Genomic DNA, 23895 nt, shown 5'->3' on the forward strand with positions numbered 1-23895 from the left:
TCAGAGCAGGTGGCGGAGCGGCTGCTCCATCCGGCCCGCGAAGGTGGTCAGGAGCGCGATGGCGGCGGGCGCGTCGAGCGCACCCGCCGCGCAGTCGAGCGTCAGGGTCAGGCCATGCGGGGAGTTCAGCACGGTCAGCACGGGGACCGGCTCCGCCCCCATCGAGACGGTGCGCAGGGCCGTGCCGCGCAGGTCGCGCAGGATCAGGTCGGGGGCGGCCTCGGTCGGCGCGACCCCCGAAAGGGTGCGGGTGGCGGGGACGGCGTAGGCGCGGCTTTGGCCCGCGCGCTCCACCGCGACGGTTGCGGGCGCGTCGAGTCCCGCGCCCGCGAGACCGGCGAGCAGGGCCTCGGCGTCGAGCCCCGCCGCCTCGGCGGCCCAGGCGGCAAAGGCGTCGAAGCCCTCGGCGGGCACCTCTGCCATCAGGCTGCGCGGGGCGGCGGCGACGGTCGCGGTAGCGGGTGCGGCGGTCCTGGAGGGCAGGGCGCGCAGCACCTCCAGGTCCTTGACATGATATGGCTGGGGATGGCCGGCGGCGACGAGGTCGGCGAGGTCCAGGCCCTCCTCCAGCGCCAGGCGGCGGGCCTTGGGCGAGGCCAGGATGCGGCCGCCCGGAGCCGGCGCGATTGGGGCGCGGGCCGTCTCGGGCGCCTCGGCCGTCTGCTCGGGCGCGGGGGGCGCGGAAGGCGTAGAGACGGGGGCGGCGGCGGAGCGGGTGGCGGTGCGCGTGGGCTTCGTCTTGCTCACGATGGCGACGGGCTGGCCCACGGGCACGTCCTCGCCCGCCTGGGCGAGCGTTGCGGCGAGGTAGCCGTCGACCCCGGCGGGCACCTCCATCGTGGCCTTGTCGGTCTCGACCTCGAACAGCGCGGCGTCGGCCGAGACCGCGTCGCCCGGCGCGACCAGCCAGGCGACGATGCGGCCCGCGTCCTGTGCCATGCCAAGCTGTGGCATGGTCACGCTGCGGCCCTCGGGCAGGTCGTCGGAGGCGTCCGGGCCCGCGGCGGGTTCCGGCCCCGTGGCGGGCGCATCCTCCGCGACGTCCTCGGCGCTGTCCGAGATGCGGGCGATGACGGCGCCCACGGCGACCTCGGCCCCGGCCTCGGCCGTGACGTTGGTGAGGAAGCCGGCCTCCGCGGCCTCGACCTCCATCACCGCCTTGTCGGTCTCGACCTCGAAGAGCGCCTCGCCCTTGGCCACGGCGTCGCCCGGCGCCTTGAGCCAGGAGACGATCTTGCCCGCGTCCTGCGCCATGCCGAGTTGCGGCATCGTGACGTCACGCGGCATGGATCATCTCCCCCGAGCATAGCCTGCGCGCGTTGTCGGCCACGGCCTCGGGCGTGGGCACCGTCACGTCCTCGAGCACGGGCGAGAACGGGATCGGCACGTCCATCGCGCCCATGCGCAGCACCGGCGCGTCGAGGTGGTAGAAGGCGGCGGCGTTGAGGCGCGAGGCGATCTCGGCGGTGACGCCGTAGCTCTGATGGCCTTCGTCGATGACGATGGCGCGCGAGGTCTTCCTGACGCTGTCGACCAGGGTCTTCTCGTCGAGCGGCACGATGGTGCGCGGGTCGATCACCTCGGCCTCGATCCCCTCCTTCGCCAGCATCACGGCGGCCTTCTCGGCCACCTGCACCATCGAGGAGGTGGCGATCAGCGTGATGTCCCTGCCCTCGCGCTTCACGTTGGCCACGCCGAAGGGGATCAGATACTCCTCCTCGGGGACGGGGGCCTTGTCCTGGTACATCAGCTTGTCCTCGAAGATGACGACCGGGTTGTTGTCCCGGATCGCCGTCTTGAGCAGCCCCTTCGCCTCGTAGGCCGAGGAGGGCATCGCCACCTTCAGCCCCGGGATGTGCGCCACCAGCGCCTGAAGCGATTGCGAATGCTGCGCCGCCGAGCGCCGGGTGGCGCCCATGTTGGTGCGCAGCACCAGCGGCACGTTCAGCTTGCCGCCCGACATGTAGTGGATCTTGGCCGCCTGGTTGCAGAGCTGGTCCATGATCAGGAAGAGGAAGTCGCCGAACATCAGGTCGACGATGGGCCGCGCGCCGGTCATCGCGGCCCCGACCGCCAGCCCCATGAAGCCCGGCTCCGAGATGGGGGTGTCGATGACGCGCGCGGTGCCGAACTCCTCCACGAGGCCGGACAGCACCTTGAAGGGCGTGCCCGCCTCGGCCACGTCCTCGCCGATGATGAAGGTCGTCGGATCGCGGCGCATCTCCTCGGCGAGCGCCTCATTGACGGCCTGGGACAGGGTGATCTCTCGCATGGGGGACACTCCTTCAGTCCGCGTAGACGTGCATGTCCACTTCGGACATGTCGGGATATTTGGCGGCCTCGGCGTAGGCGACGGCGTCGGAGGCGTCCTTCTCGATCTCGGCGTTCATCGCCTCGATCTCCTCCTCGGTGGCGACGCCCTGCTCGACCAGCCAGCCGCGGAAGCGCACGATCGGGTCGCGATCCTGCTTCCAGGATCTCTCCTCGTCCTTGGAGCGGTAGTATTCGCGGTTGATGTCGCCGACATGGTGGCCGTGGTAGCGGTAGGTCTCGAGTTCGATGAAGAACGGGCCTTCGCCGCGGCGGGCGCGGGCGACCAGCTTCTGGGTCAGCGCGTTGACGGCGAGCACGTCCTGCCCGTCGACCTTGAACGCCTCGATCCCGAAGGCCTCGGCGCGGGCGGTGATCTCGCCCGCGGCGATCTCCTCGGTCCTCGTGTATTCCGAATAGCCGTTGTTTTCGCAGGCATAGATGACCGGCAGCTTCCAGAGTGCGGCCATGTTCATCACCTCGTAGAGCAGGCCCTGCGCCGTCGCGCCGTCGCCGAAGAAGCAGACGGTGACGTCGTCCTGGCCCAGCAGCTTGGCGCGCAGCGCCGAGCCGGTGGCGATGCCCATCGAGCCGCCGACGATGGCGTTGGCGCCGAGATTGCCGTGGCTCTGGTCGGCGATGTGCATCGACCCGCCCTTGCCGCGGCAGTAGCCCTCCTCCTTGCCAAGAAGCTCGCAGAACATCCGCCTGAAATCGGCGCCCTTGGCGACGCAGTGCCCGTGGCCGCGATGGGTCGAGGTGATGCGGTCGTCGTCCGTCAGCGCCTCGCAGATGCCGACGGCCACCGCCTCCTCGCCCGAATACATGTGCGTGAGGCCCGGCATCTTGGCCGAGAGGTAGAGCTGGTTGGCGTTGTCCTCGAAGGTGCGGATGCGGACCATCTGGCGGTACATCCGCAGGTAGTCCTCGGAATTGGTCTTCTGTTCGGCCATGATGTCCTCGTGCGCCGGGGCCCGCACGCCGAAGCGCGCGGGCGGTCCGGTCAGTAGCGGTTGGCGATGGGCAGGTCCTGCGCGGGGAAGAGCGAGATCACCTCGCAGCCCGTCTCGGTCACGACGACCTCCTCCTCGATGCGCGCGGCCGAGTAGCCGTCGGCGGCGGGGCAGTAGGTCTCGAGCGCGAAGACCATGCCGGTCTGGATCTCCATCGGGTGCTCGAGGCTGACCGCGCGGCTGATGATCGGCCGCTCGTGCAGGGCGAGGCCCAGCCCGTGGCCGAATTGCAGCCCGAAGGCCGCGTCCTCGTTCGGGAAGCCGAGCGACTCGGCCGTGGGCCAGACCTCGGCCACCTTGTCGGTGGTCACGCCCGGCTTGATCATCGCGATCGAGGCGTCGATCCATTCCCGCGCCTTGACGTAGGCGTCGTTCTGCGCGGGCGTCGCCATGCCCACGTTGAACGTGCGGTAGTAGCAGGTGCGATAGCCTTGGTAGGACTGCAGGATGTCGAAGAAGGCCTGGTCGCCGGGGCGGATCAGCCGGTCGGTGAAGTTGTGCGGATGCGGGTTGCAGCGCTCGCCCGAGATCGCGTTGATCGCCTCGACGTCGTCGGAGCCCATCTCGTAGAGCATCTTGTTCGACAGGGCCACGATGTCGTTCTCGCGGACGCCCGGCTTCAGCTCCTCGTAGATCATGTGGTAGACGCCATCGACCATGCTGGCCGCCTGGGTCAGAAGCTGGATCTCGTCCCAGTTCTTGATCTCGCGCGCCGCCAGCATGATCTGCTGGCCATCGACGACATGCAGACCCTCTTCCTGCAGCGCGTGGAACATCGCGGTTTCCGCGTAATCCACGCCCACCGGCATGTCGGACATGCCCGCGTCCTTGATGAGCTGCGCGATCATCTTCGCGTATTTCTTCATCAGGCCGAATTCCGGCGGGATGGTCCCGCGCATGCCGACGACGCCGGCGAGGCAGTGGTCAGGCTCCAGCCAGTCGGAATGGCGCTTGTGGTGGACGGCGGCGGAGCCGAAATCCCAGACGTAGGGTGAGTCGTCGCCGGTCAGCAGGCAGAAGCGGCACATCTTGTCCCGCTCCCACTCGCCGATCTTGGTGGCCGAGACGTAGCGGATGTTGTTGACGTCGAAGAGCAGCAGCGTGCCCGCGTTCGAGTTCTGCAGCGACTGCCGCGTGCGGGCGAGGCGGTAGCGGCGCAGGCGGTCGTGGTCGATCCGGCGCTCGAAATCGACGGACATGTGGCCCCAGGCGGGGATCTTCTCCCGCCATTCCCAGTTCGGTTCGAGATCCTGGGGGGTCAGCAGGTTGGGCATCAGGGCGCGGGACATCGCGTGGCTCCTCCGCGGGCGTGCGGCGGCGCGCCCGTCTTGTCTGTGGATGAATGGGGGTCGGTCGGCGTTACTGGATGCACCAGCCGCCATCGATGTGGATCATCTGGCCGGTCATGTAGTCGCTGTCGTCCGAGGCGAGGAACGAGGCGGTGCCGGTGATGTCGTCGGGATAGCTGACGCGCTTGATCTGCAGCGCGTCGCGGACGATGTCCTCGTAGGCCTGGCCTTCCTTCTGCTTGAAGCCGATATCGACGAGGTCCTTGTCGAGCTGCTCCCACAGCGGGGTGACAACGACGCCGGGGGCGTAGCCGTTGACGGTGATGTTGTGCTCGGCCAGGCCGATGGCGCCGCAATGGGTCAGGGCGAGGCAGCCGTATTTCGAGGTGCAGTAGACGGTGACGTCGACCAGCGGCTTGCGCGACGCGATGGATCCGACGTTGATCAGCTTGTAGGGGTGCTTCTCCATCGGGCCCTGGGCGATCATCTGGCGGGCCGTCTCCTGCATGCCCAGCCACATCGCCTTGGTGTTCACGTTCATGATGAGGTCCCAGTTGTCCTCGTCGATGTCCATGAAGAAGCGCGGCTTGTTCAGCCCGGCGTTGAACAGGCCCACGTTGATCGAGCCGAAGGCCTCGACGGTGGCGGCGACGGCGGCGGCGTTGTCCTCGCGCTTGGTGACGTCCATCCGGACGGCGATGGCGCGCCCGCCCCCGGCGGCGTTGATCTTGTCGGCCATCTGCTGCGCGGCGTCGCCGTCGAGGTCCCCGAGGCAGACATCGGCGCCCTGGGCGGCGAAGGCCTCCGCGTTGGCGGCCCCCATGCCGCGGGCGGCGCCGGTGATGAGGATGTGCTTACCTTCGAGGCGTTTGGGGTCCATGTCTTCCTCCCTGTCAGACCGGTCGTTCGAGAATCTCCTCGGCGCGTTCCTGCACGCGGGCGAGGGCGTCGCGCGGGGCGATGAGCCCGCGCAGCATGTCGTGAAGCTCCTCCCCGCAGAGCCGGATGATGTCCGAGATCTGCGGGATGGGCGGGCGCGGCCAGAATTGCAGCTCGTCGCGCCAGGACATCTGGTCGACCGCCTCGAAGACCGGCGACAGGCGCCGCACCTCGGGGTCGGCGCCGACCGAGTAGCGCGGCGCCGTGCGGCTGCCGTTCTGGGCATAGAGCTTCTGCGCGCCGGGCGAGGTGAAGGCGACCAGCGCCTCGACCGCGTCGTCCACCCGCTCGGGCGCGAGGTTCGCGGGCACGCAGAGCGCATAGCCGCCCACGGGGGCGATCGGCGCACCCTCGGGGCCGTGCGGGTGGGGCAGGTAGCCGGTCCGCCCGTGGGCGGGGCAGCTTTCGTCCAGCTCGAAATAGGGGGCGAGCAGCGTGTAGCCGTAGGCCATCGGCACGCGGCCCTCGGCATAGGGGCGGACGCGCTCGTACCAGGACATCGACAGGATGTCGGGCGGCGAGAAGTCCAGCAGCGCCATCAGGTATTCCGCTGCCGCCAGCGCGCGGGGGCTGTCGAGCCGGGGTGCCAGGCCTCCCTGCGCCAGCCGGTCGGCATCGAAGCCGCCCGCGATGGAAGGCATGTCGACGATGGGCTGGCCGAAGGCCGCGCAGGTCATCATGAAGGTATGGCCGAGCGCGGTGCCCCGCGCCGCGTTCCACGCCATGCCGTAGCGGCCCCGCCGCGGTTCGTGGAAGTGGCGGGCGGCCTCCAGCACGGCCTCGACCGTGCCGGGCGCTTCCAGCCCGGCTTCCGCGAAGAGGTCGCGGCGGTAGAACAGAAGCTCCGGCGTGGTCTGGCTCGGCACGCCGTAGGGCACGCCGTCCCAATGGGTCGCGCGCCAGCCCGCGGTGTGGAAGTCGTTCGGGTCGAGCCGGTCGACCTCCATCACCTCGGGCAGGGGGCGAATCACGCCCTTCTCGACGAACTCGCCCAGCCAGGGCAGGTCGACGGCGATCAGGTCGTAGCGGCTGCGCGCGCGCGTCGCGTTCCGCAGGGCCTCCTCGCGCAGCCGGTCGATGGAGAAGGCGCGCTGGTGGATCTCGGCCCCGACGATCTGCTCGAACTGCCGCTTGAGCGTGCCCATCACCATGAAGGTCGGATCTCCATGAACCAGCACGCGCAGGCCGCCCGAAAGCGTGATGGGCCGGGGCAGGGGCAGGGGCGGCGCGATGGTGGCCTGGCCCGGCTGGTAGGAGCCGCCGTAGTAATAGTCGATGTCGCGGGTGCCCGCGCCGAAATGGTCGCGCCCGAGTCGGTGGACGCGGCCTGCGATCTCCGCGAAACGTTCGAGCAGGGCCGGGCTTGGGTGGAGTGAGAAGCTTCGCCCGCTGCGGGTGCGCGGGCGCAGCTCGACCAGGCCCGCCTCGCGGATCTCGGCCAGCTTGCGGGTCCCGGTGGCGTAGGGCACGCCCGAAGCCAGCACGAGCCCCGAGGGCGAGACGATCCGCCCCTCCAGATGGCTGCGCATCAGGTGGAGCAGCATGTTGAGATGCGGGTTCGGCGTGTTGGGCTCGATCGCGCCGTCGATCTCCTGCGTCAGCGCCTGCAGGAAGGCCAGCACGCGCGCCATGTCCGGGGTCGCGGCGAGGGCGCCGCTCGCGGGGGCGCCACGAGGTCCGGATCGGATGTTTTCGGCGGCTGCGGCGTGCATCTGTCCGTCCGGCTTGGGGGGGTGGTGCGGTTGGCGCATGGGGTGTCCAGTCGAAATGTCCGAATTGGCGAGGGGCCGACACGCCCCATATGTCCATTATGGACAGAAATTTATCCATAATGGGTATCTTCTGGTTTTCCGCGCCGCCCGGTTTTCGCCCACAACCGACGCAGAACGCCGTGTCGGGAGGCAGAGGCGATCGATCCAGAAAGAGGGAGGACCACCACATGAAGACGACCTTCGCCGCGACCCTCGTCGCGACCACCGCGCTGGCCGGCGCCGCACTGGCCGAACAGCACGGGGAAAAGATGACCATCGGCATCACCCAGAACAACGTGGGCGTGGACAGCTACCAGACGACCTACGAGCGCGCCTTCATCGAGGCGGCCGAGGCCAACGACATGGTCGAAACCGTCGTGCTGGATGCCGGCGGCGACGTCGCCCGCCAGATCGCGCAGATGGAGGACCTGATCCAGCAGGAAGTCGACGCCATCATCATCTGGCCGACCAATGGCGAGGCCGTCATCCCCGCCGTGCGCAAGGCCAGCCAGGCCGGCATCCCGGTCATCGTGACCAATTCGAACATCGCCGAGCAGGGCTTCGACTTCGTCGCCTCCTTCTCGGGGCCCGACAACATCACGCAGGGCGCCCGCTCGGCCGAGATCATGTGCGACAAGTTCAAGGCCGACGGCATCGAGAACGAGGCCCGCGTCGTCCAGATCTCGGGCCAGCCCGGCTACACCACCGCCATCGAGCGCGCCCAGGGCTTCGAGGAGCGCCTGCCCGAGGTCTGCCCGAACGTCGAGCTGGTCGAGACCCAGCCGGGCGACTGGAACCGCGAGAAGTCGCAGCAGGTCATGGAGGCCTTCCTCGTCAAGTATGACGACATCGACGGCGTCTATGCCGGCGACGACAACATGGGCGTGGGCGCGCTGAACGCCGCCAAGGCCGCAGGCCGCGCCGAGGACATCGTCTTCGTCGGCGCCACCAACTTCGCCGTCGGCTACGAGGCGATGGAGGCCGGCGAGTACTGGGGCTCCATCTACCAGTCGCCCGTCGACGACGCCCGCGCCGCGCTGCAGACCGCCATCGACGTGCTCAACGGCGAGGAGGTCCCCTTCCTCAACTACTTCGACACGCCGAAGATCACGCAGGAGAACATGGGCGACTACGAGAAGCCCGTTTTCTGATCCCGCCCACTCTCTCCCCGTCGGGACGGGGCGGCTTCGGCCGTCCCGTCCCTCGGATCAACGACGAAGGGGGTATCTCATGGGACGGGTTTCCGGGCGGTCCTGCATCGTGACGGGCGCCGCGCGCGGCATCGGTCGCGCCATCGGTGAGGCGTTGCTCGACGAGGGCGCCGAGGTCTGCTTCGCGGACATCAACGGCGACCTGGCCGCCGAGGTGGCCGAGGCGAACCGCGCCCGCCTCAACGGCGGCGCGGCCCGCGTCACCCATGCCAGGGTCGACGTCACCGACCGCGAGCAGGTCCGCGCGATGATCGCGCACACGGTCGAGCGCTTCGGCAAGCTCGACGTCAAGTTCAACAATGCGGGCGTGAACCGGCCGATGAACTTCCTGGACGTGACCGAGGAGAACTGGCGCTTCATCATGGACGTGAACGGGCTGGGCTGCATGATCGGCATGCAGGAGGCCGCGCGCCAGATGATCGCCCAGGGCGGGGGCGGCAAGATCGTCAACACCGCCAGCATCGCCAGCCGCCAGGGCTTCGGCAATGTCGCGCCCTATTGCGCGAGCAAGTTCGCGGTCGTGGCGCTGACGCAGTCGGGCGCGCGCGACCTCGCCGCGCATGGCATCACCGTGACGGGCTTCGCGCCCGGCGTGGTGGCCACCGAGATGTGGGAGCAGGTCGACCGCGACCTGATGGAGATCGGCGCGGCCCAGCGGCCGGGCCAGGCGATGGAGGAATTTTCGGCCGACATCCTCAAGGGCCGCGTCGCGCGGCCCCGGGACGTCACCGGGACGACGACGTTCCTGGCGTCCGAGGACAGCGACTACATGACCGGCCAGATCGTGATGATCGACGGGGGCATGACATTGGTCTGACGCCAGGCGCGCGGACCGGAGGGGGGAGGAACAGAATGGCGGACATGACCAGGGAACGCATCGGCGGACTGCTCGCGCGGCAGGGGATCCTGATCGCCTTCGTGGCGTTCATGATCGTCTTCGCGCTGGCCAATCCGCGGTTCATCGCGGTGGACAACATCCTCGGCGTCGTGCGCTCGACCGCGATCCTCGGCGTGATTGCGCTCGGCGTGACCTTCGTGGTGATCGGCGGGAACCTCGACCTCTCCGTCGGCTCGATGATGTCCTTCTCGACCATCGTGGTGCTGGACCTCCACGACAAGATCGGTCCCGCCCTCGCCATCCCGGCGATGTTCGCCCTGACGCTGGGGCTGGGCGCCTTCATCGGCTTCCTCGTCGGCTATCTCAAACTGAATTCGCTGATCGTCACGCTGGGCATGCTCTCGGCGATCCACGGGCTGACGCTGACCTGGTCGGGCGGCAAGAACATGGACATCGCTGACAAGGAGGGGACCTGGTTCTCGGTCTTCGGACAGGGCTCGGTGCTGGGCCTGCCCGTGCCGATCCTGATCTTCGCGCTGCTCGCCGTCGTCCTGTCGCTGCTGCTGTCGCGCACGCCCTTCGGGCGCAAGGTCTATGCGGTGGGAGGCAACGGCACCGCGGCCGTCTTCTCCGGCATTCCCCGGGCGCGAGTCGTGTTCCTCACCTATCTCGTCTCGTCGGGCTGCGTGGCGGTTGCGGGCCTGCTTCAGGCGAGCCGGTCCCTCGGCAGCCAGAACACGGTGGGCCAGGGGCTGGAGCTCGAGGTGCTGGCCGCGGTCATCCTCGGCGGCGCCTCGCTGCTTGGCGGATCGGGCACCGTGTTCAAGACGGTGATCGGCGTGCTCATCCTGGGGTTCATCCAGAACGGCCTGCTGCTGATGGGACTGGCATTCTACGTCCAGTACGTCGTCACCTGGGTCATCATCGTGCTGGCGGTCTGGCTGGACGTCGCGGCCAAGCGCGGCCGCCTCCTGTCGCCGATAGCCTGAGGGAGGAAGCCATGACCGACGTCACCCCCGACAAGATCGTCTCGCCCGTCAAGGAGGACACGCCCGTCGCCCTTCAGCGCCGCAAGCTGATCGCGCAGGGCGCCATCTGGGCCTTCATCGTCGTCGAACTGATCTTCTTCTCGGTCGCGGGCGAGTACCTGTCCGTCTCCGACAAGGCCTTCATGGATTTCGAGAACATGCTGCTGCTGCTCAAGCAGTCGGCGCCGATCGGGATCATCGCGCTCGGCATGACGATCATCATGATCAACGGCAACATCGACCTGAGCGTCGGCGCCACCTATGCGCTGGCCGCCATCGTGCTGCTCGACTCGATGACCTGGCCGTGGATGCAGGCCCTGGGCGACAGCGCCATCCCGCTCGCCTGGGGGCTGGCGCTGCTGACCGGCATGGCGCTCGGCGCCATCAACGGGCTGCTGGTCTGGAAGACCGGCGTCGACGCCTTCATCGTCACGCTGGGCTCGATGCTGGGCTTCCGCGGCCTCGTCTTCATGTACAACGGCGAGCAGCCGACCAGCCACCTGAACTGGACGCTGGTGGACTTCGCCGAGGCGCGGTTCCTCGGGCTGCACACGGCGACCTGGTTCCTGCTGGGCGTGGCGCTGTTGCTGTGGCTTCTGATGACGCGCACGGTGCATGGCCGCAACGCCTACGCCATCGGCAACAACCGCGAGGCGGCGGTGAACGCGGGCATCCGCGTCGGGCCGCACATGATGATAAACTTCATGATCATCGGCTTCCTCGCGGCCCTCTCGGCGGTCGTCTTCTACTCCGAGTCGGGCTCGGTGAACCCCAATGACGGGATGCTGTTCGAGCTCTGGGCAATCACGGCCGTCGTGCTGGGCGGTACCAAGCTGACCGGGGGCTACGGCTCGGTCGTGGCGACGCTGGGCGGCGTGATCGCGATCCAGCTGCTGCGCAAGGGGCTGGGCCATATCGGCGCCGACACGCAGACGGTGAACCTGGTGATCGGGCTGATCCTGATCGCGGTGCTGTTCCTCGACCGCCAGCTCAACCGCAAGGGCAAGCAGGAGCTTCGGACATGACCGACGACGTTCGCGATCCCCGCCCCGTCCTCCGCCTCGAAGGCATCGTCAAGACGTTCCCCGGCGTGCGCGCCCTCGACGGGGTGGCGCTCAGCGTGCTGGCCGGCGAGGTCCACGCGCTGATGGGCGAGAACGGCGCGGGCAAGTCCACGCTGATGAAGGTGCTGGGCGGGCTGCACCAGCCCGACGAGGGCACGATCTACATCGCCGAGCGTCCGGTGAAGATGACCTCGCCCATGCACGCCAAGGCCGAGGGCGTCGTCTTCATCCACCAGGAGCTGAGCCTCGCGGACGAGCTGACCGTGGCCGAGAACATCTTCCTCGGCGCGCTGCCGCGGAAATCGTTGGGCCGGGTCGACTGGGCCCGGCTCTACGGGGACACCGACCGCATCCTGTCGCGGCTGAACGTGGGCTTCGACGCGAAGACGCGGGTGGGGGATCTCTCCATCGCCAACCAGCAGATGGTCGAGATCGCCCGCGCCCTGACCGTCGATCCCCGCGCGGTGATCTTCGACGAGCCGACCGCCTCGCTGACCGATGCCGAGAAGGTTGTCCTCTTCGAGGTGATCGCCGACCTTCAGGCGCGCGGCGTGGGCGTCATCTACATCTCCCACCGGATGGAGGAGATCTTCCGCATCACAGACCGCATCACCGTGCTGCGCGACGGGCAGTATCGCGGCACGCTGAACACTGCCGAGACGAACGAGGAGGAGGTCACGCAGCTGATGATCGGCCGCAGCCTCGACCTGAGCCGCAACGCCTCGCATCACGAACTCGGAGAGATCGCGCTGGAGGTGCGGGGGCTCAGCTGCGGCAAGCTCTTCCACGACGTGGACTTCCACGTCCGCCGCGGCGAGGTGCTGGGCTTCTACGGCCTCGTCGGCGCGGGCCGCACCGAGATCGCCGAGACGCTCTTCGGCCTGCGCGAGCCGTCGGCGGGCGAGATCCTGCTGAACGGCGAGTCCGTGCGCATCGCCTCCCCGCAGGACGCCATCGCGCGCGGCATCTCACTGGTGCCCGAGGACCGCAAGGGGCAGGGCCTCGTGCTCGGCATGAACTGCCGGGACAACATGACCCTGCCGCAGGTGGGTGCGCTGAGGTCCGGGCCCTTCGTCAGCGGCGGGGCCGAAGTCGAGATCTTCGACAAGTACCACAAGAAGCTCGACATCCGGACGCCGGGCTGGCGCCAGACCGTGGGCAACCTGTCGGGCGGGAACCAGCAGAAGATCGTCATCGGCAAATGGCTGTCGATGCACCCGGAAGTCCTGATCGTGGACGAGCCCACGCGCGGCATCGACGTCGGCTCCAAGTCCGAGATCCACAACCTGATCCGCGACCTGGCCGCGCAGGGCTATGCCGTCATCGTCATCTCCTCCGAGATGCCGGAGGTGCTGCATGTCTCCGACCGCATCGTCGCGATGTTCTCGGGCCAGGTCATGCGCACCTTCACCTCCGAGGAGGTGACGGAGGACAGCCTCATCCAGGCGATCTCGGGCATCGAGCCGGGCCGCGCGGCCTGATGCGCGTCGGCTTCGCCGGGCTGGGCCGGATGGGGCGGCCGATGGCGCGCAACCTCGCCGCCGCGGGGCATGACCTCACCGTCTGGAACCGCAGCCCCGGCGCGGCGGAGGCGCTGGCGGCGGAGGCGGGGTGCGACGTCGCGCCGACGCCTGCCGCGCTGGCCGAGGGGGCCGAGGTCGTCTTCACCATGCTGGCCGACGACGCGGCCTCCGAGGCGGTGCATCTGGGCCCGGAGGGGCTCTTCGCCAGGCCCGGCCCCCGCGCCTTCGTCGAGATGGGGACCGTCTCGCCGGAGCATGTCGCGGCCCTCGCCTCCGCGGCTCCGCAGGGCGCGCGGGTGATCGACGCGCCCGTCTCGGGCTCGACCGCGGCAGCGGAGGGGGCGCAGCTTCTGGTGATGGCCGGCTGCACCGCCGAGGCCGCGGCGGGCCTCCCCTTCGACGCGATGGCGCGGAAGGTCATCCCTCTAGGCGAGACCGGCCGCGGCGCCGTGATGAAACTCGCCGTCAATGCGCTGATCCACGGGCTCAACCAGACGCTCGCCGAGGCGATGACCCTCGCCGAGGCGGCGGGCATCGCGCCCGAGCTGGCCTTCGACGTGATCGAGAACAGCGCTGCCGCCGCACCGATGCTGTCCTACCGCAGGCCGCTCTACCTGGACGAGGCGGCCCATGACGTGACCTTCACCGTCGGGCTGGCCGAGAAGGACATGACGCTCGCCGCCGCCCTGGCCGAACGGCTGGGCGTGGCGATGCCCCAGGCCGAGGTCACGCGCGCCGTGCTGGGCCGGGCGCGCGGCGCGGGCTTCGCCGAGCGGGACATAGCCGCCATCCTGGCCTTCATGCGGGAGGAATCGAGATGAAAGCCGCGCTCTTCGTCGGCGGGTGGGAGGGCCATGCGCCCGAGCGCTTCGCCGACTGGTATACCGACCTCCTGACCGCCGAGGGCGCCGAGGTCGTCCGCCACGACACGCTCGCCCCGCTCGAGGACCCGGAGGCGATGGCGGACGTGGACCTGATCACCCCGATCTGGTCCTCGGCCCGCTCCGGCCACCGGCCCGAGTTCGGCACCATGACCAAGCCGCAGGAGGACGGGCTCCTGAAGCTCGTCGGCGACGGCTGCGGCCTCGCGGGCTGGCACGGGCACATGGGCGACGCCTTCCGTGACCGCCCGACCTATCACTTCCTCATCGGCGGGCAGTTCGTCGCCCATCCGCCCGGCTGGCCCGACAACCTGCAGCCGGCCGAGGACTATATCGACTACGACGTCACCATCTGCCGTCCCGACCACCCGCTCGTGCGCGGCATCCGCAGCTTCCGCCTGCGGTCCGAGCAATACTACATGCTCACCGACCCCTCCAACGAGGTGCTGGCCACGACGACCTTCTCGGGCGATCATCTCTGGTGGATCGAGGGCACGGTAATGCCCGTAGCCTGGACACGCCGCTGGGACAGGGGCCGCGTCTTCTACTGCTCGATCGGGCACGAACTCGACGACCTGAAGGTGCCTCAGGTGACCGAGATGATCCGCCGCGGCGCGCTCTGGGCTGCCCAGGGGAGGACGGCGCGCGACTCGTGAGGGTCAAGGCGCCGGATCGTGGGTCTGGCGCACGGCCTGCGTGGGAAGGCAGGTCCGGCACGCTTCCGGGCGGAACATGACGCAGAGGGAACCAGCGACTCGGCCAAGGTCGTTCAGGACGACGGCCGTGCCCGGGGGGCGGCAGGTCTCGGCGACCATGATCGGCTGAGGCCGATGGGGCAAATACATAAGATCGATTCCCGACAAACGAAGGCGCCGTAGGTGCGCGCTACTTCCAACTGCGACTTTCTTTCTGAGACAATGTCTTGTCGGATGGAAGGAGTCGAGAATGGGCATGAGATACGCGCAGCTGAGCGTCGAGGATCGCCGGAAGATCGAACGCTGGAGATTGGCGAAGATCTCCCCTGACGAGATGGCGCGGGTGCTGGGGCGGCACCGGAGCACGATCTTCCGGGAGCTGCGGGGCAACCATTTCCAGGATCGCGACTTCCCGAAGGTCGTGGGCTACTTCGCGATGGCGGCGCAACGCCAGACGGCCGACCGACGCGCGCGGCATCGTAAGCTCGTGCGGCATGACCGCCTCCGTGAGGCGGTCGAGGACCGGCTCAAGGCGGGCTGGACGCCGGAGCAGATCGCGGGCCGGATGCGGCTGGAGGGTGCGCGGCCGCGGGTTTGCCAGGAGACGATCTACCGCCACGTCTATAGCCGCGACGGGATGCGGTCCGAGCTCTGGTGGCATCTGCCGAACCACCGGATGTCACGACGCCCGAGGCGCGCCAGAAAACGCCGCGCGTCGACCTTCGCGCGCGAGGTCTCGATCCTGTTCCGCCCCGAGGCCGTGGCACACAGAACCGAGTTCGGCCATTGGGAAGGCGACCTGGTGCTCGGCCCGCTCGCTCGGACCGATGGCGCTCGGGGCCTCGCTCCAGCAGAGGTTCGGCCAGCCCAACGTCACCTCGTTGATGGAGCGCATGAGCCGCTTCACGGTGCTCCTGCGAAACACGACGAAGCGCTCGAAGCCGGTGATGGGCAAGATCGCGAGGGCCATCGGCGCCCTGCCCCTTCCTGCGCGCCGCTCGATTACGTTCGATCGTGGCTCGGAGTTCGTCACCTGGCCGCATCTCCAGGCCGAGACGGGCACGCGGAGCTGGCTCTGCGACGCGCAGTCGCCGCACCAGAAAGGCGCCGTCGAGAACACCAACCGCCGCCTCCGCCGCTTCCTGCCGCGCGAGATCGACATGCGCCAGCTCACCGAGGCGGGCGTCCGCGCCATCACCGACCGGATGAACGGGACCCCCCGCAAATGCCTCGGATGGCGCACCCCCGCCGAGGTCTTCGCCGAGAAGATGATGGCAATCGGAGCCCGACGGCCCTACCCTCACACCACCAGAAAGTCGCACTTCACGTAGCGCTCACCGGCTCTGCGCCAGGCTCAACGGCACGCCGCGCAAGTGCCTCGGCTACGCGACCCCGGCCGAGGCCTTCGCCGCGGAGATGGAACGGATAACGGGAAAGACGGGGGACGTGTCGCAACCAAGGGTGAGTTCACACGATATCACGTCCAGCATCTGCGGATGGATCGTCACTAGCACCGCCGTCGCCGCGCGACGTACCATCAGAAGGCCGATGCACTCGCGGTGCGCGGCGCTGGCAACCCCTGCGGGTGCCTCCCGTCGATCCGGAGAGGTGTTGCCGTCCCTCGCCCACCAGTGATCGCGCTCGAGTGCGTCTTTTCGGGCGTCTTGCGCAACTGTCACCGCGCGAGGCGGACGCGACGAGCGATCTGCTCACCGAGGCTTGCGGACAGGTCCGGCGGTGTTCGTGTCGTTGGCGAGAAAGGGCACGGCGGCATGACGGGGCGTCAACGCTCTTCACTATCGGGTTCTTTCCTGCCTAATCTTTCGGCAGGACTGCCGCATTGGTGGTCACGTTTGGGAGGACAGACATGAACAGGTTTCTCACGGGGTCGGCGCTGGCGCTGACGACGGCGGTCGCGGCGGCAGCCCCGGCGGCGGCTCAGACCCAGATCGATTTCTGGCACGCCTTCACCGGCCGGCTGGGCGAGCTGGTGGACGAACAGGTCGCGACCTTCAACGAAAGCCAGGACGAGTACGAGGTCGTCGCCACCCACAAGGGCAACTATTCCGAGGCGCTGAACGCCGGCATCGCCGCCTTCCGCGCCGGAGAGCAGCCGCATGTCCTGATGGTGTTCGAGGTTGGCACCGCCACCATGATGAACGCCGAGGGCGCCATCCGCCCGGTCTACGAGGTGATGAACCAGTCCAGCGTGGAGTTCGACCCCGACAGCTTCATCGGCTCGGTCAAGGGCTACTACACCACCCCCGAGGGCGACATGCTCTCGCTGCCGTTCAACTCCTCCACGCCGGTTCTGTGGGTCAACCGCGACAAGCTGGAAGAGGCCGGGATCGACCCCGACACCGACCTCAGCACCTGGGAGAACGTCGAAGGCGTCCTGAACCAGCTGCGCGATGCCGGCGTCTCCTGCCCGATGACGACCGCCTGGCAGAGCTGGATCCATCTCGAGAACTTTTCGGCCTATCACGACGTGCCCTTCGCCACGCGGGCCAACGGGTTCGAGGGCGCCGATACCGAGCTCGTCTTCAACTCCGAGCCGCAGGTCGCCCATATCTCCGCCATGGGCGAGTGGGCCAAGGACGGCCGCTTCGTCTATACCGGACGCCGCAACGAGGGCGGGGCCAATTTCCGCAGCGGGGAATGCGCGCTCTTCACCGAATCCTCGGCGGGCTATGCGGGTATCAAGGAAGAGGCCGAGTTCGAGTTTGATGTGCGCCCGCTGCCCTACTGGAAGGCGATCACGGAAGAGCCGCAGAACACCATCATCGGCGGTGCGTCGCTCTGGGTGATGGAGGGGCACGAGTCCGAGGAATATGCGGGCGTCGCCGAGTTCCTCAACTTCCTCTCCTCGGCCGAGATCCAGGCCAAGTGGCACCAGGACACCGGCTATCTGCCGATCACCCTGGCCGCCGGAGAGCTGACCCGCCAGCAGGGCTTCTACGACGAGAATCCAGGCACCGACGTCGCGGTGACCCAGATGACCGCGAAGGAGCCGACGGCGAATTCCAAGGGCCTCCGCCTCGGATCGTTCGACCAGATCCGCGGGATCATCGACGAGGAACTGGAGGCCGTCTGGGCCGGCGACAAGGACGCGCAGGCCGCGCTGGATTCGGCGGTGGAACGGGGCAACCAGCTTCTGCGCCGCTTCGAGCAGGCCAGCCGCTGACCGGTCGGAGGGCGGCTCTCAGCCGCCCTCCGCCATCAGCCGCTTGAGCATCCAGCCAAGATGATCCTGACTTCCCTGGAACACCCCGACGAGGCGGAGGATGCGCCGGTCCTCGTCGAGCGTGAACCAGTAGATCGCCCGGTCGAAGGTGACGTGACGCAGCCCGGGGCGGATGTCGTCGTGGCGCGTCCCGATATGCGGCGTGTCGATGAGAGCCCAGGCGCGCTCGCGGATCGCATGGATGCGGGCAAGCGATGCCTCCGCAGCGTCGGCCTCGCCATGTCCGAAGCTCATGTGGGATCGGAAAAGGTGGTCCGCGATGGCTTCGAGGTCGTCGAGGAACGCGTCGGACTCCTCAGCCGTCCAGGCCATACTCTCTCCGTTTGCGGGCGATCATCTCCGCGAACCGGCGATCGCCTTCCTCGCGGGACAGGTGCCGTCCCTCGGCGCGGCGCGTCATCTCGGCGAAGAACCCGGCCTTCCAGTCCTCGTACTCCTCGTCCTCGCGGCGCTTGGCCTCCAGCGCCTGCTGGATCACGGCCGAGGTGGACGAGAAGCGGCCCTCCGCCACCTGGCGGCGGGCATATTCGGCCTGCTGGTCGCTGATGGAGATCGAAATCTTGACGGTCATGATGTCTCTCCTTTGCGCCAAGGTGCGACCGGGTCGCACCGGGGTCAAGACCGGGGTGCGCTGAATGGAAAAGCGCGTCACCTTCAGGGGCTGGATCCTGCCCGCCGCGCTTGTCGCGCCGCAGCTGCTGATCTCGCTGGTGTTCTTCTTCTATCCGGCGGGGCAGGCGGTCTATCAGTCGCTGTTCATCCCCGACCCGTTCGGCCTGTCGATGCAATGGGTCGGACTCGGCAATTTCGAGTTCCTGCTCTCGGATCCGTTCTATCGCGCCTCCTTCGTGACGACGGCGGTCTTCTCGATCCTCGTCACGCTGGTCTCGATGATCCCCGCGCTGTTCCTCGCCGTGCTGGCGGACAGGCTGATCAAGGGGGCGGGGACCTACCGGACGCTGCTGATCTGGCCCTATGCGGTGGCGCCCGCCATCGCCGGGGTGCTCTGGCTGTTCATGTTCAACACGCGGGTCGGCGTGGTGGCCTGGTATCTGGGCCTGCTGGGCTATGACTGGAACCACGTCCTCAACGGCGGCGAGGCGATGGGTCTCGTGGTCGTGGCCTCGGCTTGGGGGCGGATCAGCTACAACTTCCTGTTCTTCTTCGCCGCCCTGCAGGCGGTTCCGAAATCGGTGATCGAGGCGGCGGCGATCGACGGCGCCCGCTTCTGGCGGCGGTTCTGGACCATCGTGCTGCCGCTCCTGAGCCCGACGACCTTCTTCCTGCTGGTCGTCAACGTGGTCTATTCCTTCTTCGAGACCTTCGGCGTGATCCACACCATCACCGCGGGCGGGCCGCAGCAATCGACGACCATCCTGGTCTACAAGGTCTATCGCGACGGCTTCGTCAGCCAGGACCTCGGGTCTTCGGCGGCCCAGTCGGTGATCCTGCTGGTGGTCGTCGGCCTGCTGACGGTGATCCAGTTCAAGGTGATCGAGAAGCGGGTGCATTACGGATGACCGACGCCACCAAGATCGCCCCGCTGGCCCCGGCGCACGAGCCGCCCCCCGGCATGGTCGAGAAGCGCGGCCGCGGCCTCTGGCTGACCCATGCGCTGCTGATCTTCAGCGTGCTCGTCGTGTTCTTCCCGATCTGGCTGGCCTTCGTCGCCTCGACCGTGACCCAGTCCGAGATCGCGCGCCCGCCCATGCCGCTGCTTCCGGGCGGCGAGTTCCTGGAAAACTACCGCCGCGCGCTGTTCCAGGGCGTCAACGTGCCGGTGACGACGATGCTGGTCAACTCGATGGTGATGGCCGTGGGCATCGCCCTGGGCAAGATCGTCATCTCGCTGCTGTCGGCCTTCGCCATCGTCTATTTCCGGTTCCCGGGCCGGACCGTCTTTTTCTGGCTGATCTTCCTGACGCTGATGCTGCCGGTCGAGGTGCGGATCGTGCCGACCTACGAGGTGGTGGCGGGCTTCGGGATGCTGAACAGCTACCAGGGCCTGATCCTGCCGCTGATCGCCTCGGCCACGGCGACCTTCCTGTTCCGGCAGTTCTTCCTGACGATCCCGGACGAGCTGGCCGAGGCGGCGCGGGTCGACGGCGCCCGGCCGATGCGCTTCTTCTGGGACATCGTCCTGCCGATGAGCCGGACCAACATCGCAGCGCTCTTCGTGATCCTGTTCATCTACGGCTGGAATCAGTATCTCTGGCCGCTGCTGATCACGACCGACCCTTCGATGAACACCGTCGTGATGGGCATCAAGCAGATGTTCCCCTCGGGCGACGACACGGCCGACTGGCCGGTGATCATGGCGACCTCGATCCTGGCGATGATCCCGCCGGTCATCGTGGTCGTGGGGATGCAACGGCTCTTCGTCCGGGGGCTCGTGGACAGTGAGAAATAGATGGCGACGGTAGAGCTTCGGGACGTGAAGAAACGCTTCGGGAAGACCGAGGTGATCCACGGCGTCAGCGTCGACATCGCGGATGGCGAGTTCATCGTGATCGTCGGCCCCTCCGGCTGCGGGAAGTCCACGCTTCTGCGCATGGTCGCGGGGCTGGAAAGCGTCAGCGCGGGCGAGATCCGCATCGGCGGCACCCGCGTCAACGAGGCGGAGCCGATGGACCGGGACATCGCGATGGTGTTCCAGAACTATGCCCTCTATCCGCACATGTCGGTGCGCCAGAACATGGGCTACGGGCTCAGGATCGCGGGGCTGCCGAAGGCCGAGATCGCCGCAAAGGTCGACGAGGCGGCGCGGCTCTTGCAACTGACGGACTATCTCGACCGCAGGCCCAAGGCGCTGTCGGGCGGCCAGCGCCAGCGCGTCGCCATGGGCCGCGCCATCGTGCGCGAGCCGAGCGTGTTCCTGTTCGACGAGCCCCTGTCCAACCTCGACGCCAAGCTCCGGGTGCAGATGCGGGTCGAGATCCGGGAATTGCAGGCCAAGCTGGGGATCACCGCGCTCTACGTGACCCACGACCAGGTCGAGGCGATGACCATGGCCGACCGTATGATCGTGATGAATGCCGGCGTGGCCGAGCAGATCGGCACCCCGCTGGAGGTCTACGAGCGGCCCCGGACGGTCTTCGCGGCGCAGTTCATCGGCTCTCCGGCGATGAACGTGCTGGAGGGCCGGATCGAGGGCGGCCGCGCGATGCTGGGTCCGGTCGATCTGGGATCCCGGCCCGGCAAGGACGGCCCCGTGCGGCTGGGTCTGCGGCCCGAGCACATGGCCGTCGATCCCGAGGGCCCGCTGGAGCTGCGCGTCTCGCTGGCCGAACCGCTGGGCGCGAACACGCTGCTGCACGGCACGATCGCCGGAGTGGAGGCGCCATTCACCGCGGCCCTGCCGGGCGTGCATCGCATCGGCGGCAAGGGCGAGACGATCCGGCTGGCGATCCCCGAAAGGGCGCTGCACGTCTTCGACTCCGCGACGGGGCTGCGGCTGGACGACGGCGCGGCGATCAGGACCGGCTCGGCCACATGAACTGAAACATGTCGGCACTCCGGGTTGCGACCCTCGCCCCGGCCGATCACGGAGTTCGGAGGGGTTCCGCGCGCGCGGCAACCCGATCACCCGGGGGATCGGGCGACCTCGCTTCAGGAACTGGCAAGCCGACTTTCGAGAAGCTCGCCCCTGTCCTCGAGCAAGGGGTAGGCGATCATTGCAAACGAGGTGTTGAGCGTCTTCAGGGACCGCAGGATGTCGATATGGATCGAGCTGGTCTCGAAGGTCTCGGCCAGACCCTGCCGGAGCCGCTTCAGGTGTCGCTGCTGCAGTCTCTGTTCCAGGTCGCGCACACGTTCCTTCTGTTCGACGAGTTCCCTGGCCAGGCCGATATCCTCGGACATCAGGACGGAAATCCCGTGTTGCACGTTCCGCAGCACGACGTCGTGGAAGTCGGACAGTTCCCGCCAGCCCTCCGCCGAGAAGTTCAGATCCTCCTTGTCCTTGAGTTCGGCGAGCCGGACCAGCTTCCTGCCGATCACGTCCGCGCCGGCCTCGAAGTTGACCGCTATCCCGGCGAGGTCGAAGGCGCGCTTGCCGGTATCTTCCTTCGGGTCGTGACTGCGCACGCGCGACAGGTAGGTCCGGGTGTCGAGCGACATTCGGGAGATGGCGCGCGTCTCGCCGCGATGCCGCTGCGCGACGGTTTCATCGTAGCGATCGAACAGGCCAATCACCTCGCGCAGCATGATCTCGATCCGGTGACCCATCTCGACGAGTTCGCGCTGCGCGCAGCCGAAGGCACGCCGGGGCTGGTCGAGCACGGCCGGGTCCAAGGCCGAACGCCAGGCTCCGTCCGCTGCCGCGGGCGTGTCGGGAAGGAGCCTCTCGGCGATCTTCATGAGCGGGCCGACGAAGGGCAGGCAGACGAGCATCAGACAGAGGTTGAAGAGCAGGTGGAGATGCAGTGCCTGCTGGTCCGGTCCCGCCCCGAGGGTCGCGACCGGGAGATCGTGCGCAGAGAGCGTGTAGAGGATCACGGCGGCGCCGCCGCCACGCACCAGCAGATTGCACCACACCACGCGCCGCACCGGAGCGTCGGACCGGAGCGTCAGCCCGAGGGCGATCAGGGACCCGCCCAGGTTCGCTCCCAGCACCATCGCCAGCGCGGCGTCGGCGGGCAGCAGGCCCTGGGCCGCCAGCGTCGCGAAGAGAAGCACGGCAGCGACGCTCGAATGAACCAGCCAAGCGAACAGCGCCGCGATGAGGAAGGCCGACATCATGTCCTGCGCGAGGTAGAGCATCACCGCCTCCGCCCCGGCGCTTTCGGTGAAGGGCCGGCTCGCCTCGCGGATCAGGTCGAGCGACAGGAACACCAGCGCCAGCCCGATCAGGATCCGGCCGACCTGCCGCACCCGCCGGCGCCCGCTGCGCAGGAAGATCAGCACGCCGACCAGCAGCAGCAGGGGGGTCAGCACGGCGAGCCGCGAGTTCAGCAGGAGCGCCACGACCGCCGACCCGACATCGGCGCCCAGCATGATCGCGAGCCCGGCGACGCTTCCGATCGCGCCGGTCGAGACGAAGCCGGCCATCAGCACCGCCACGGCGGTCGAGCTTTGCATCAGGACCGCGGTCGCCCCACCGGTCGCCGCCGCCGCGACGCGGTTCGAGGTCGAGCGCCGCAGCCAGAGCCGCAGCTGCCCGCCGAGGGCGCGCTCGAACCCCGTGCGCACGAGGCGGACGGCCCAGATCAGCAGGGCCGCCGCGGCGGCCATGTTGACGAGGAAGACAAGGGGGCCGTTTTCCATTGCAGGTCCTGGGGTTTTCGGGCGTCGGTGGTGTCGGGCGTCTGTCAGAAGGGGAAGGGGCCGTCTCCGTGGTCGAGGGGCAGGAGCGTCCATGCCCCGCCGGGGCCGGTGTCGATCACGGCGCAGCCGGTCGGGGCCGTCATGAACCCCACCGGCGCGTCGGCGCGCCGGTCCAGCGCGAAGGCACTGCAGAGCGAAGGCAGGGTCACGACGGGGCTTGCCCCGACCATCCCCGCATGGATGCCGTGCACATGCCCGGCGACGATCCGTGCGGGGTGGGGGGCGTCCGCGAGAATGGCGGCGAGGTCGCCGGGGTTGCGAAGGCCGATCCCGTCCATGAAGCGGATACCCGTGCCGAGCGGCGGATGGTGCAGCGCGATGAGGACGGGGCGGTCCCCGGCGTCGCGCAGGGCGCAGGACAGCAGGTCCAGGCTCTCGCGCCGCAGGTCGCCCCCGCCCTGCCCTTCGACCAGCGTGTCCAGGCCGACGACCCGGGTGCCGGCGATGTCGCGCACCCAGTCGAGCAGACCCTCGGACGGCATGCCCGGCAGATCGGCGAAGGTTGACCGGAACGCCGCACGCATGTCGTGGTTGCCCGGGATCGCGAGAACCGGCAGACCGAGGCGGGCAAGCTCGGCCCGCGCCAGGGCGTAGCTCTCGGCGCTGCCATCGTCGCTGACATCGCCCGCGACCAGCACCGCGTCGAACGGGCCGATCGCCGGCATCCGCGCGCGGAGCGCGTCGATCGCACCACGCAACAGCGCCGGCGTGTCGAGCCGCCCCGACACCAGCTCGCCGGGCGCCACGGCATGCAGGTCGGACAGAAGCAGGAACCTGGCCATCG

The 23895-nt window shown here is 68.4% G+C and carries 21 protein-coding genes and 1 pseudogene; 12 read left to right on the forward strand and 10 right to left on the reverse strand.

Annotation, left to right across the window (positions count from 1 at the left end; translation table 11 throughout):
• The 6 genes from DR046_RS16090 to DR046_RS16115 all read right to left on the reverse strand — a co-directional run bounded on the left by DR046_RS16090 (position 1) and on the right by DR046_RS16115 (position 7182).
• Positions 1 to 1287 (reverse strand): biotin/lipoyl-containing protein, encoded by a 1287-nt coding sequence (locus DR046_RS16090; RefSeq protein ID WP_115383412.1) that lies wholly within the window; start codon positions 1285 to 1287, stop codon positions 1 to 3.
• Positions 1277 to 2272: an alpha-ketoacid dehydrogenase subunit beta gene (locus tag DR046_RS16095; RefSeq protein ID WP_115383413.1), complete on the reverse strand. Its 996-nt coding sequence runs from the start codon at positions 2270 to 2272 to the stop codon at positions 1277 to 1279. Before DR046_RS16095 ends, DR046_RS16090 begins: the two co-directional genes overlap by 11 nt.
• A 13-nt stretch (positions 2273 to 2285) precedes the next feature.
• Positions 2286 to 3263 carry a thiamine pyrophosphate-dependent dehydrogenase E1 component subunit alpha gene (locus DR046_RS16100; RefSeq protein WP_115383414.1) on the reverse strand — a complete coding sequence of 326 codons (978 nt, stop codon included), beginning with the start codon at positions 3261 to 3263 and terminating at the stop codon, positions 2286 to 2288.
• Between the two features lie 50 nt (positions 3264 to 3313).
• Positions 3314 to 4612: a M24 family metallopeptidase gene (locus DR046_RS16105; RefSeq protein WP_115383415.1), complete on the reverse strand. Its 1299-nt coding sequence runs from the start codon at positions 4610 to 4612 to the stop codon at positions 3314 to 3316.
• A 70-nt stretch (positions 4613 to 4682) separates the two neighbouring features.
• Entirely contained in the window at positions 4683 to 5492 is an 810-nt protein-coding gene (locus DR046_RS16110; protein ID WP_115383416.1) for an SDR family NAD(P)-dependent oxidoreductase, read from the reverse strand.
• A gap of 13 nt (positions 5493 to 5505) precedes the next feature.
• Positions 5506 to 7182: an ABC transporter substrate-binding protein gene (locus DR046_RS16115; RefSeq protein ID WP_245190974.1), complete on the reverse strand. Its 1677-nt coding sequence runs from the start codon at positions 7180 to 7182 to the stop codon at positions 5506 to 5508.
• Between the two features lie 308 nt (positions 7183 to 7490).
• Here DR046_RS16115 and DR046_RS16120 point away from each other — a divergent pair, with 308 nt between their 5' ends.
• From DR046_RS16120 to ugpB, 9 genes and pseudogenes are all read left to right on the forward strand, one after another.
• Positions 7491 to 8453 (forward strand): sugar ABC transporter substrate-binding protein, encoded by a 963-nt coding sequence (locus tag DR046_RS16120; RefSeq protein WP_115383418.1) that lies wholly within the window; start codon positions 7491 to 7493, stop codon positions 8451 to 8453.
• A 79-nt stretch (positions 8454 to 8532) separates the two neighbouring features.
• Entirely contained in the window at positions 8533 to 9330 is a 798-nt protein-coding gene (locus DR046_RS16125) for an SDR family oxidoreductase (protein ID WP_115383419.1), read from the forward strand.
• A gap of 35 nt (positions 9331 to 9365) precedes the next feature.
• Positions 9366 to 10340: an ABC transporter permease gene (locus tag DR046_RS16130; RefSeq protein WP_115383420.1), complete on the forward strand. Its 975-nt coding sequence runs from the start codon at positions 9366 to 9368 to the stop codon at positions 10338 to 10340.
• 11 nt (positions 10341 to 10351) lie between these two features.
• The gene (locus DR046_RS16135; protein ID WP_115383421.1) at positions 10352 to 11404 is read left to right on the forward strand and encodes an ABC transporter permease; all 1053 of its coding nucleotides are present in this window, start codon (positions 10352 to 10354) and stop codon (positions 11402 to 11404) included.
• Positions 11401 to 12924 carry a sugar ABC transporter ATP-binding protein gene (locus tag DR046_RS16140; RefSeq protein WP_115383422.1) on the forward strand — a complete coding sequence of 508 codons (1524 nt, stop codon included), beginning with the start codon at positions 11401 to 11403 and terminating at the stop codon, positions 12922 to 12924. Before DR046_RS16135 ends, DR046_RS16140 begins: the two co-directional genes overlap by 4 nt.
• The gene (locus DR046_RS16145) at positions 12924 to 13787 is read left to right on the forward strand and encodes an NAD(P)-dependent oxidoreductase (protein WP_115383423.1); all 864 of its coding nucleotides are present in this window, start codon (positions 12924 to 12926) and stop codon (positions 13785 to 13787) included. The genes DR046_RS16140 and DR046_RS16145 overlap by 1 nt, the downstream gene beginning before the upstream one ends.
• On the forward strand, positions 13784 to 14503 hold the full coding sequence (locus DR046_RS16150) for a ThuA domain-containing protein (protein ID WP_115383424.1): 720 nt from the start codon (positions 13784 to 13786) through the stop codon (positions 14501 to 14503). Before DR046_RS16145 ends, DR046_RS16150 begins: the two co-directional genes overlap by 4 nt.
• 289 nt (positions 14504 to 14792) lie before the next feature.
• Positions 14793 to 15873: pseudogene (locus tag DR046_RS16155) on the forward strand (IS30 family transposase).
• 536 nt (positions 15874 to 16409) lie between these two features.
• Positions 16410 to 17726, forward strand: a complete 1317-nt coding sequence (ugpB, locus tag DR046_RS16160; protein WP_115383425.1) for a sn-glycerol-3-phosphate ABC transporter substrate-binding protein UgpB — start codon at positions 16410 to 16412, stop codon at positions 17724 to 17726.
• 18 nt (positions 17727 to 17744) lie between these two features.
• Here the strand turns inward: ugpB and DR046_RS16165 are convergent, their stop codons facing one another.
• Together DR046_RS16165 and DR046_RS16170 are read right to left on the reverse strand one after the other, a co-directional pair.
• Positions 17745 to 18098 (reverse strand): type II toxin-antitoxin system RelE/ParE family toxin, encoded by a 354-nt coding sequence (locus tag DR046_RS16165; RefSeq protein ID WP_115383426.1) that lies wholly within the window; start codon positions 18096 to 18098, stop codon positions 17745 to 17747.
• Complete coding sequence (locus DR046_RS16170) at positions 18082 to 18357, reverse strand: ribbon-helix-helix domain-containing protein (protein WP_115383427.1); 276 nt, start codon at positions 18355 to 18357, stop codon at positions 18082 to 18084. The genes DR046_RS16165 and DR046_RS16170 overlap by 17 nt, the downstream gene beginning before the upstream one ends.
• A gap of 64 nt (positions 18358 to 18421) precedes the next feature.
• Between DR046_RS16170 and ugpA the strand changes: the two genes are divergently transcribed.
• The 3 genes from ugpA to DR046_RS16185 are packed head-to-tail and all read left to right on the forward strand — an operon-like array spanning position 18422 to position 21282.
• Positions 18422 to 19306, forward strand: a complete 885-nt coding sequence (gene ugpA / locus DR046_RS16175; protein WP_115383428.1) for a sn-glycerol-3-phosphate ABC transporter permease UgpA — start codon at positions 18422 to 18424, stop codon at positions 19304 to 19306.
• 53 nt (positions 19307 to 19359) lie between these two features.
• On the forward strand, positions 19360 to 20196 hold the full coding sequence (gene ugpE, locus DR046_RS16180) for a sn-glycerol-3-phosphate ABC transporter permease UgpE (protein WP_115383443.1): 837 nt from the start codon (positions 19360 to 19362) through the stop codon (positions 20194 to 20196).
• The gene (locus tag DR046_RS16185; RefSeq protein WP_115383429.1) at positions 20197 to 21282 is read left to right on the forward strand and encodes an ABC transporter ATP-binding protein; all 1086 of its coding nucleotides are present in this window, start codon (positions 20197 to 20199) and stop codon (positions 21280 to 21282) included. It abuts the gene before it with no gap.
• A gap of 113 nt (positions 21283 to 21395) precedes the next feature.
• Here DR046_RS16185 and DR046_RS16190 read toward each other — a convergent pair whose 3' ends face one another.
• The gene (locus tag DR046_RS16190; RefSeq protein WP_115383430.1) at positions 21396 to 23051 is read right to left on the reverse strand and encodes a Na/Pi cotransporter family protein; all 1656 of its coding nucleotides are present in this window, start codon (positions 23049 to 23051) and stop codon (positions 21396 to 21398) included.
• A gap of 44 nt (positions 23052 to 23095) precedes the next feature.
• Positions 23096 to 23893, reverse strand: a complete 798-nt coding sequence (locus tag DR046_RS16195) for a phosphodiesterase (protein ID WP_115383431.1) — start codon at positions 23891 to 23893, stop codon at positions 23096 to 23098.
• Between the last annotated feature and the right edge of the window lie 2 nt (positions 23894 to 23895).

This window comes from Jannaschia formosa (assembly GCF_003340555.1).
Lineage (GTDB): Bacteria > Pseudomonadota > Alphaproteobacteria > Rhodobacterales > Rhodobacteraceae > Jannaschia > Jannaschia formosa.

Bases quoted from the DNA above. Each gene is read 5' to 3' on its own strand.
- ugpA (WP_115383428.1), top strand. From the start codon at position 18,422: ATGGAAAAGCGCGTCACCTTCAGGGGCTGGATCCTGCCCGCCGCGCTT.
- DR046_RS16135 (WP_115383421.1), top strand. From the start codon at position 10,352: ATGACCGACGTCACCCCCGACAAGATCGTCTCGCCCGTCAAGGAGGAC.
- DR046_RS16150 (WP_115383424.1), top strand. From the start codon at position 13,784: ATGAAAGCCGCGCTCTTCGTCGGCGGGTGGGAGGGCCATGCGCCCGAG.
- DR046_RS16140 (WP_115383422.1), top strand. From the start codon at position 11,401: ATGACCGACGACGTTCGCGATCCCCGCCCCGTCCTCCGCCTCGAAGGC.
- DR046_RS16195 (WP_115383431.1), bottom strand. From the start codon at position 23,893: ATGGCCAGGTTCCTGCTTCTGTCCGACCTGCATGCCGTGGCGCCCGGC.
- DR046_RS16145 (WP_115383423.1), top strand. From the start codon at position 12,924: ATGCGCGTCGGCTTCGCCGGGCTGGGCCGGATGGGGCGGCCGATGGCG.
- DR046_RS16190 (WP_115383430.1), bottom strand. From the start codon at position 23,051: ATGGAAAACGGCCCCCTTGTCTTCCTCGTCAACATGGCCGCCGCGGCG.
- DR046_RS16125 (WP_115383419.1), top strand. From the start codon at position 8,533: ATGGGACGGGTTTCCGGGCGGTCCTGCATCGTGACGGGCGCCGCGCGC.
- DR046_RS16165 (WP_115383426.1), bottom strand. From the start codon at position 18,098: ATGGCCTGGACGGCTGAGGAGTCCGACGCGTTCCTCGACGACCTCGAA.
- DR046_RS16115 (WP_245190974.1), bottom strand. From the start codon at position 7,182: ATGGCGCGCGTGCTGGCCTTCCTGCAGGCGCTGACGCAGGAGATCGAC.
- DR046_RS16090 (WP_115383412.1), bottom strand. From the start codon at position 1,287: ATGCCGCGTGACGTCACGATGCCGCAACTCGGCATGGCGCAGGACGCG.
- ugpE (WP_115383443.1), top strand. From the start codon at position 19,360: ATGGTCGAGAAGCGCGGCCGCGGCCTCTGGCTGACCCATGCGCTGCTG.
- DR046_RS16170 (WP_115383427.1), bottom strand. From the start codon at position 18,357: ATGACCGTCAAGATTTCGATCTCCATCAGCGACCAGCAGGCCGAATAT.
- DR046_RS16130 (WP_115383420.1), top strand. From the start codon at position 9,366: ATGGCGGACATGACCAGGGAACGCATCGGCGGACTGCTCGCGCGGCAG.
- DR046_RS16095 (WP_115383413.1), bottom strand. From the start codon at position 2,272: ATGCGAGAGATCACCCTGTCCCAGGCCGTCAATGAGGCGCTCGCCGAG.
- DR046_RS16105 (WP_115383415.1), bottom strand. From the start codon at position 4,612: ATGTCCCGCGCCCTGATGCCCAACCTGCTGACCCCCCAGGATCTCGAA.
- DR046_RS16100 (WP_115383414.1), bottom strand. From the start codon at position 3,263: ATGGCCGAACAGAAGACCAATTCCGAGGACTACCTGCGGATGTACCGC.
- DR046_RS16110 (WP_115383416.1), bottom strand. From the start codon at position 5,492: ATGGACCCCAAACGCCTCGAAGGTAAGCACATCCTCATCACCGGCGCC.
- ugpB (WP_115383425.1), top strand. From the start codon at position 16,410: ATGAACAGGTTTCTCACGGGGTCGGCGCTGGCGCTGACGACGGCGGTC.
- DR046_RS16120 (WP_115383418.1), top strand. From the start codon at position 7,491: ATGAAGACGACCTTCGCCGCGACCCTCGTCGCGACCACCGCGCTGGCC.
- DR046_RS16185 (WP_115383429.1), top strand. From the start codon at position 20,197: ATGGCGACGGTAGAGCTTCGGGACGTGAAGAAACGCTTCGGGAAGACC.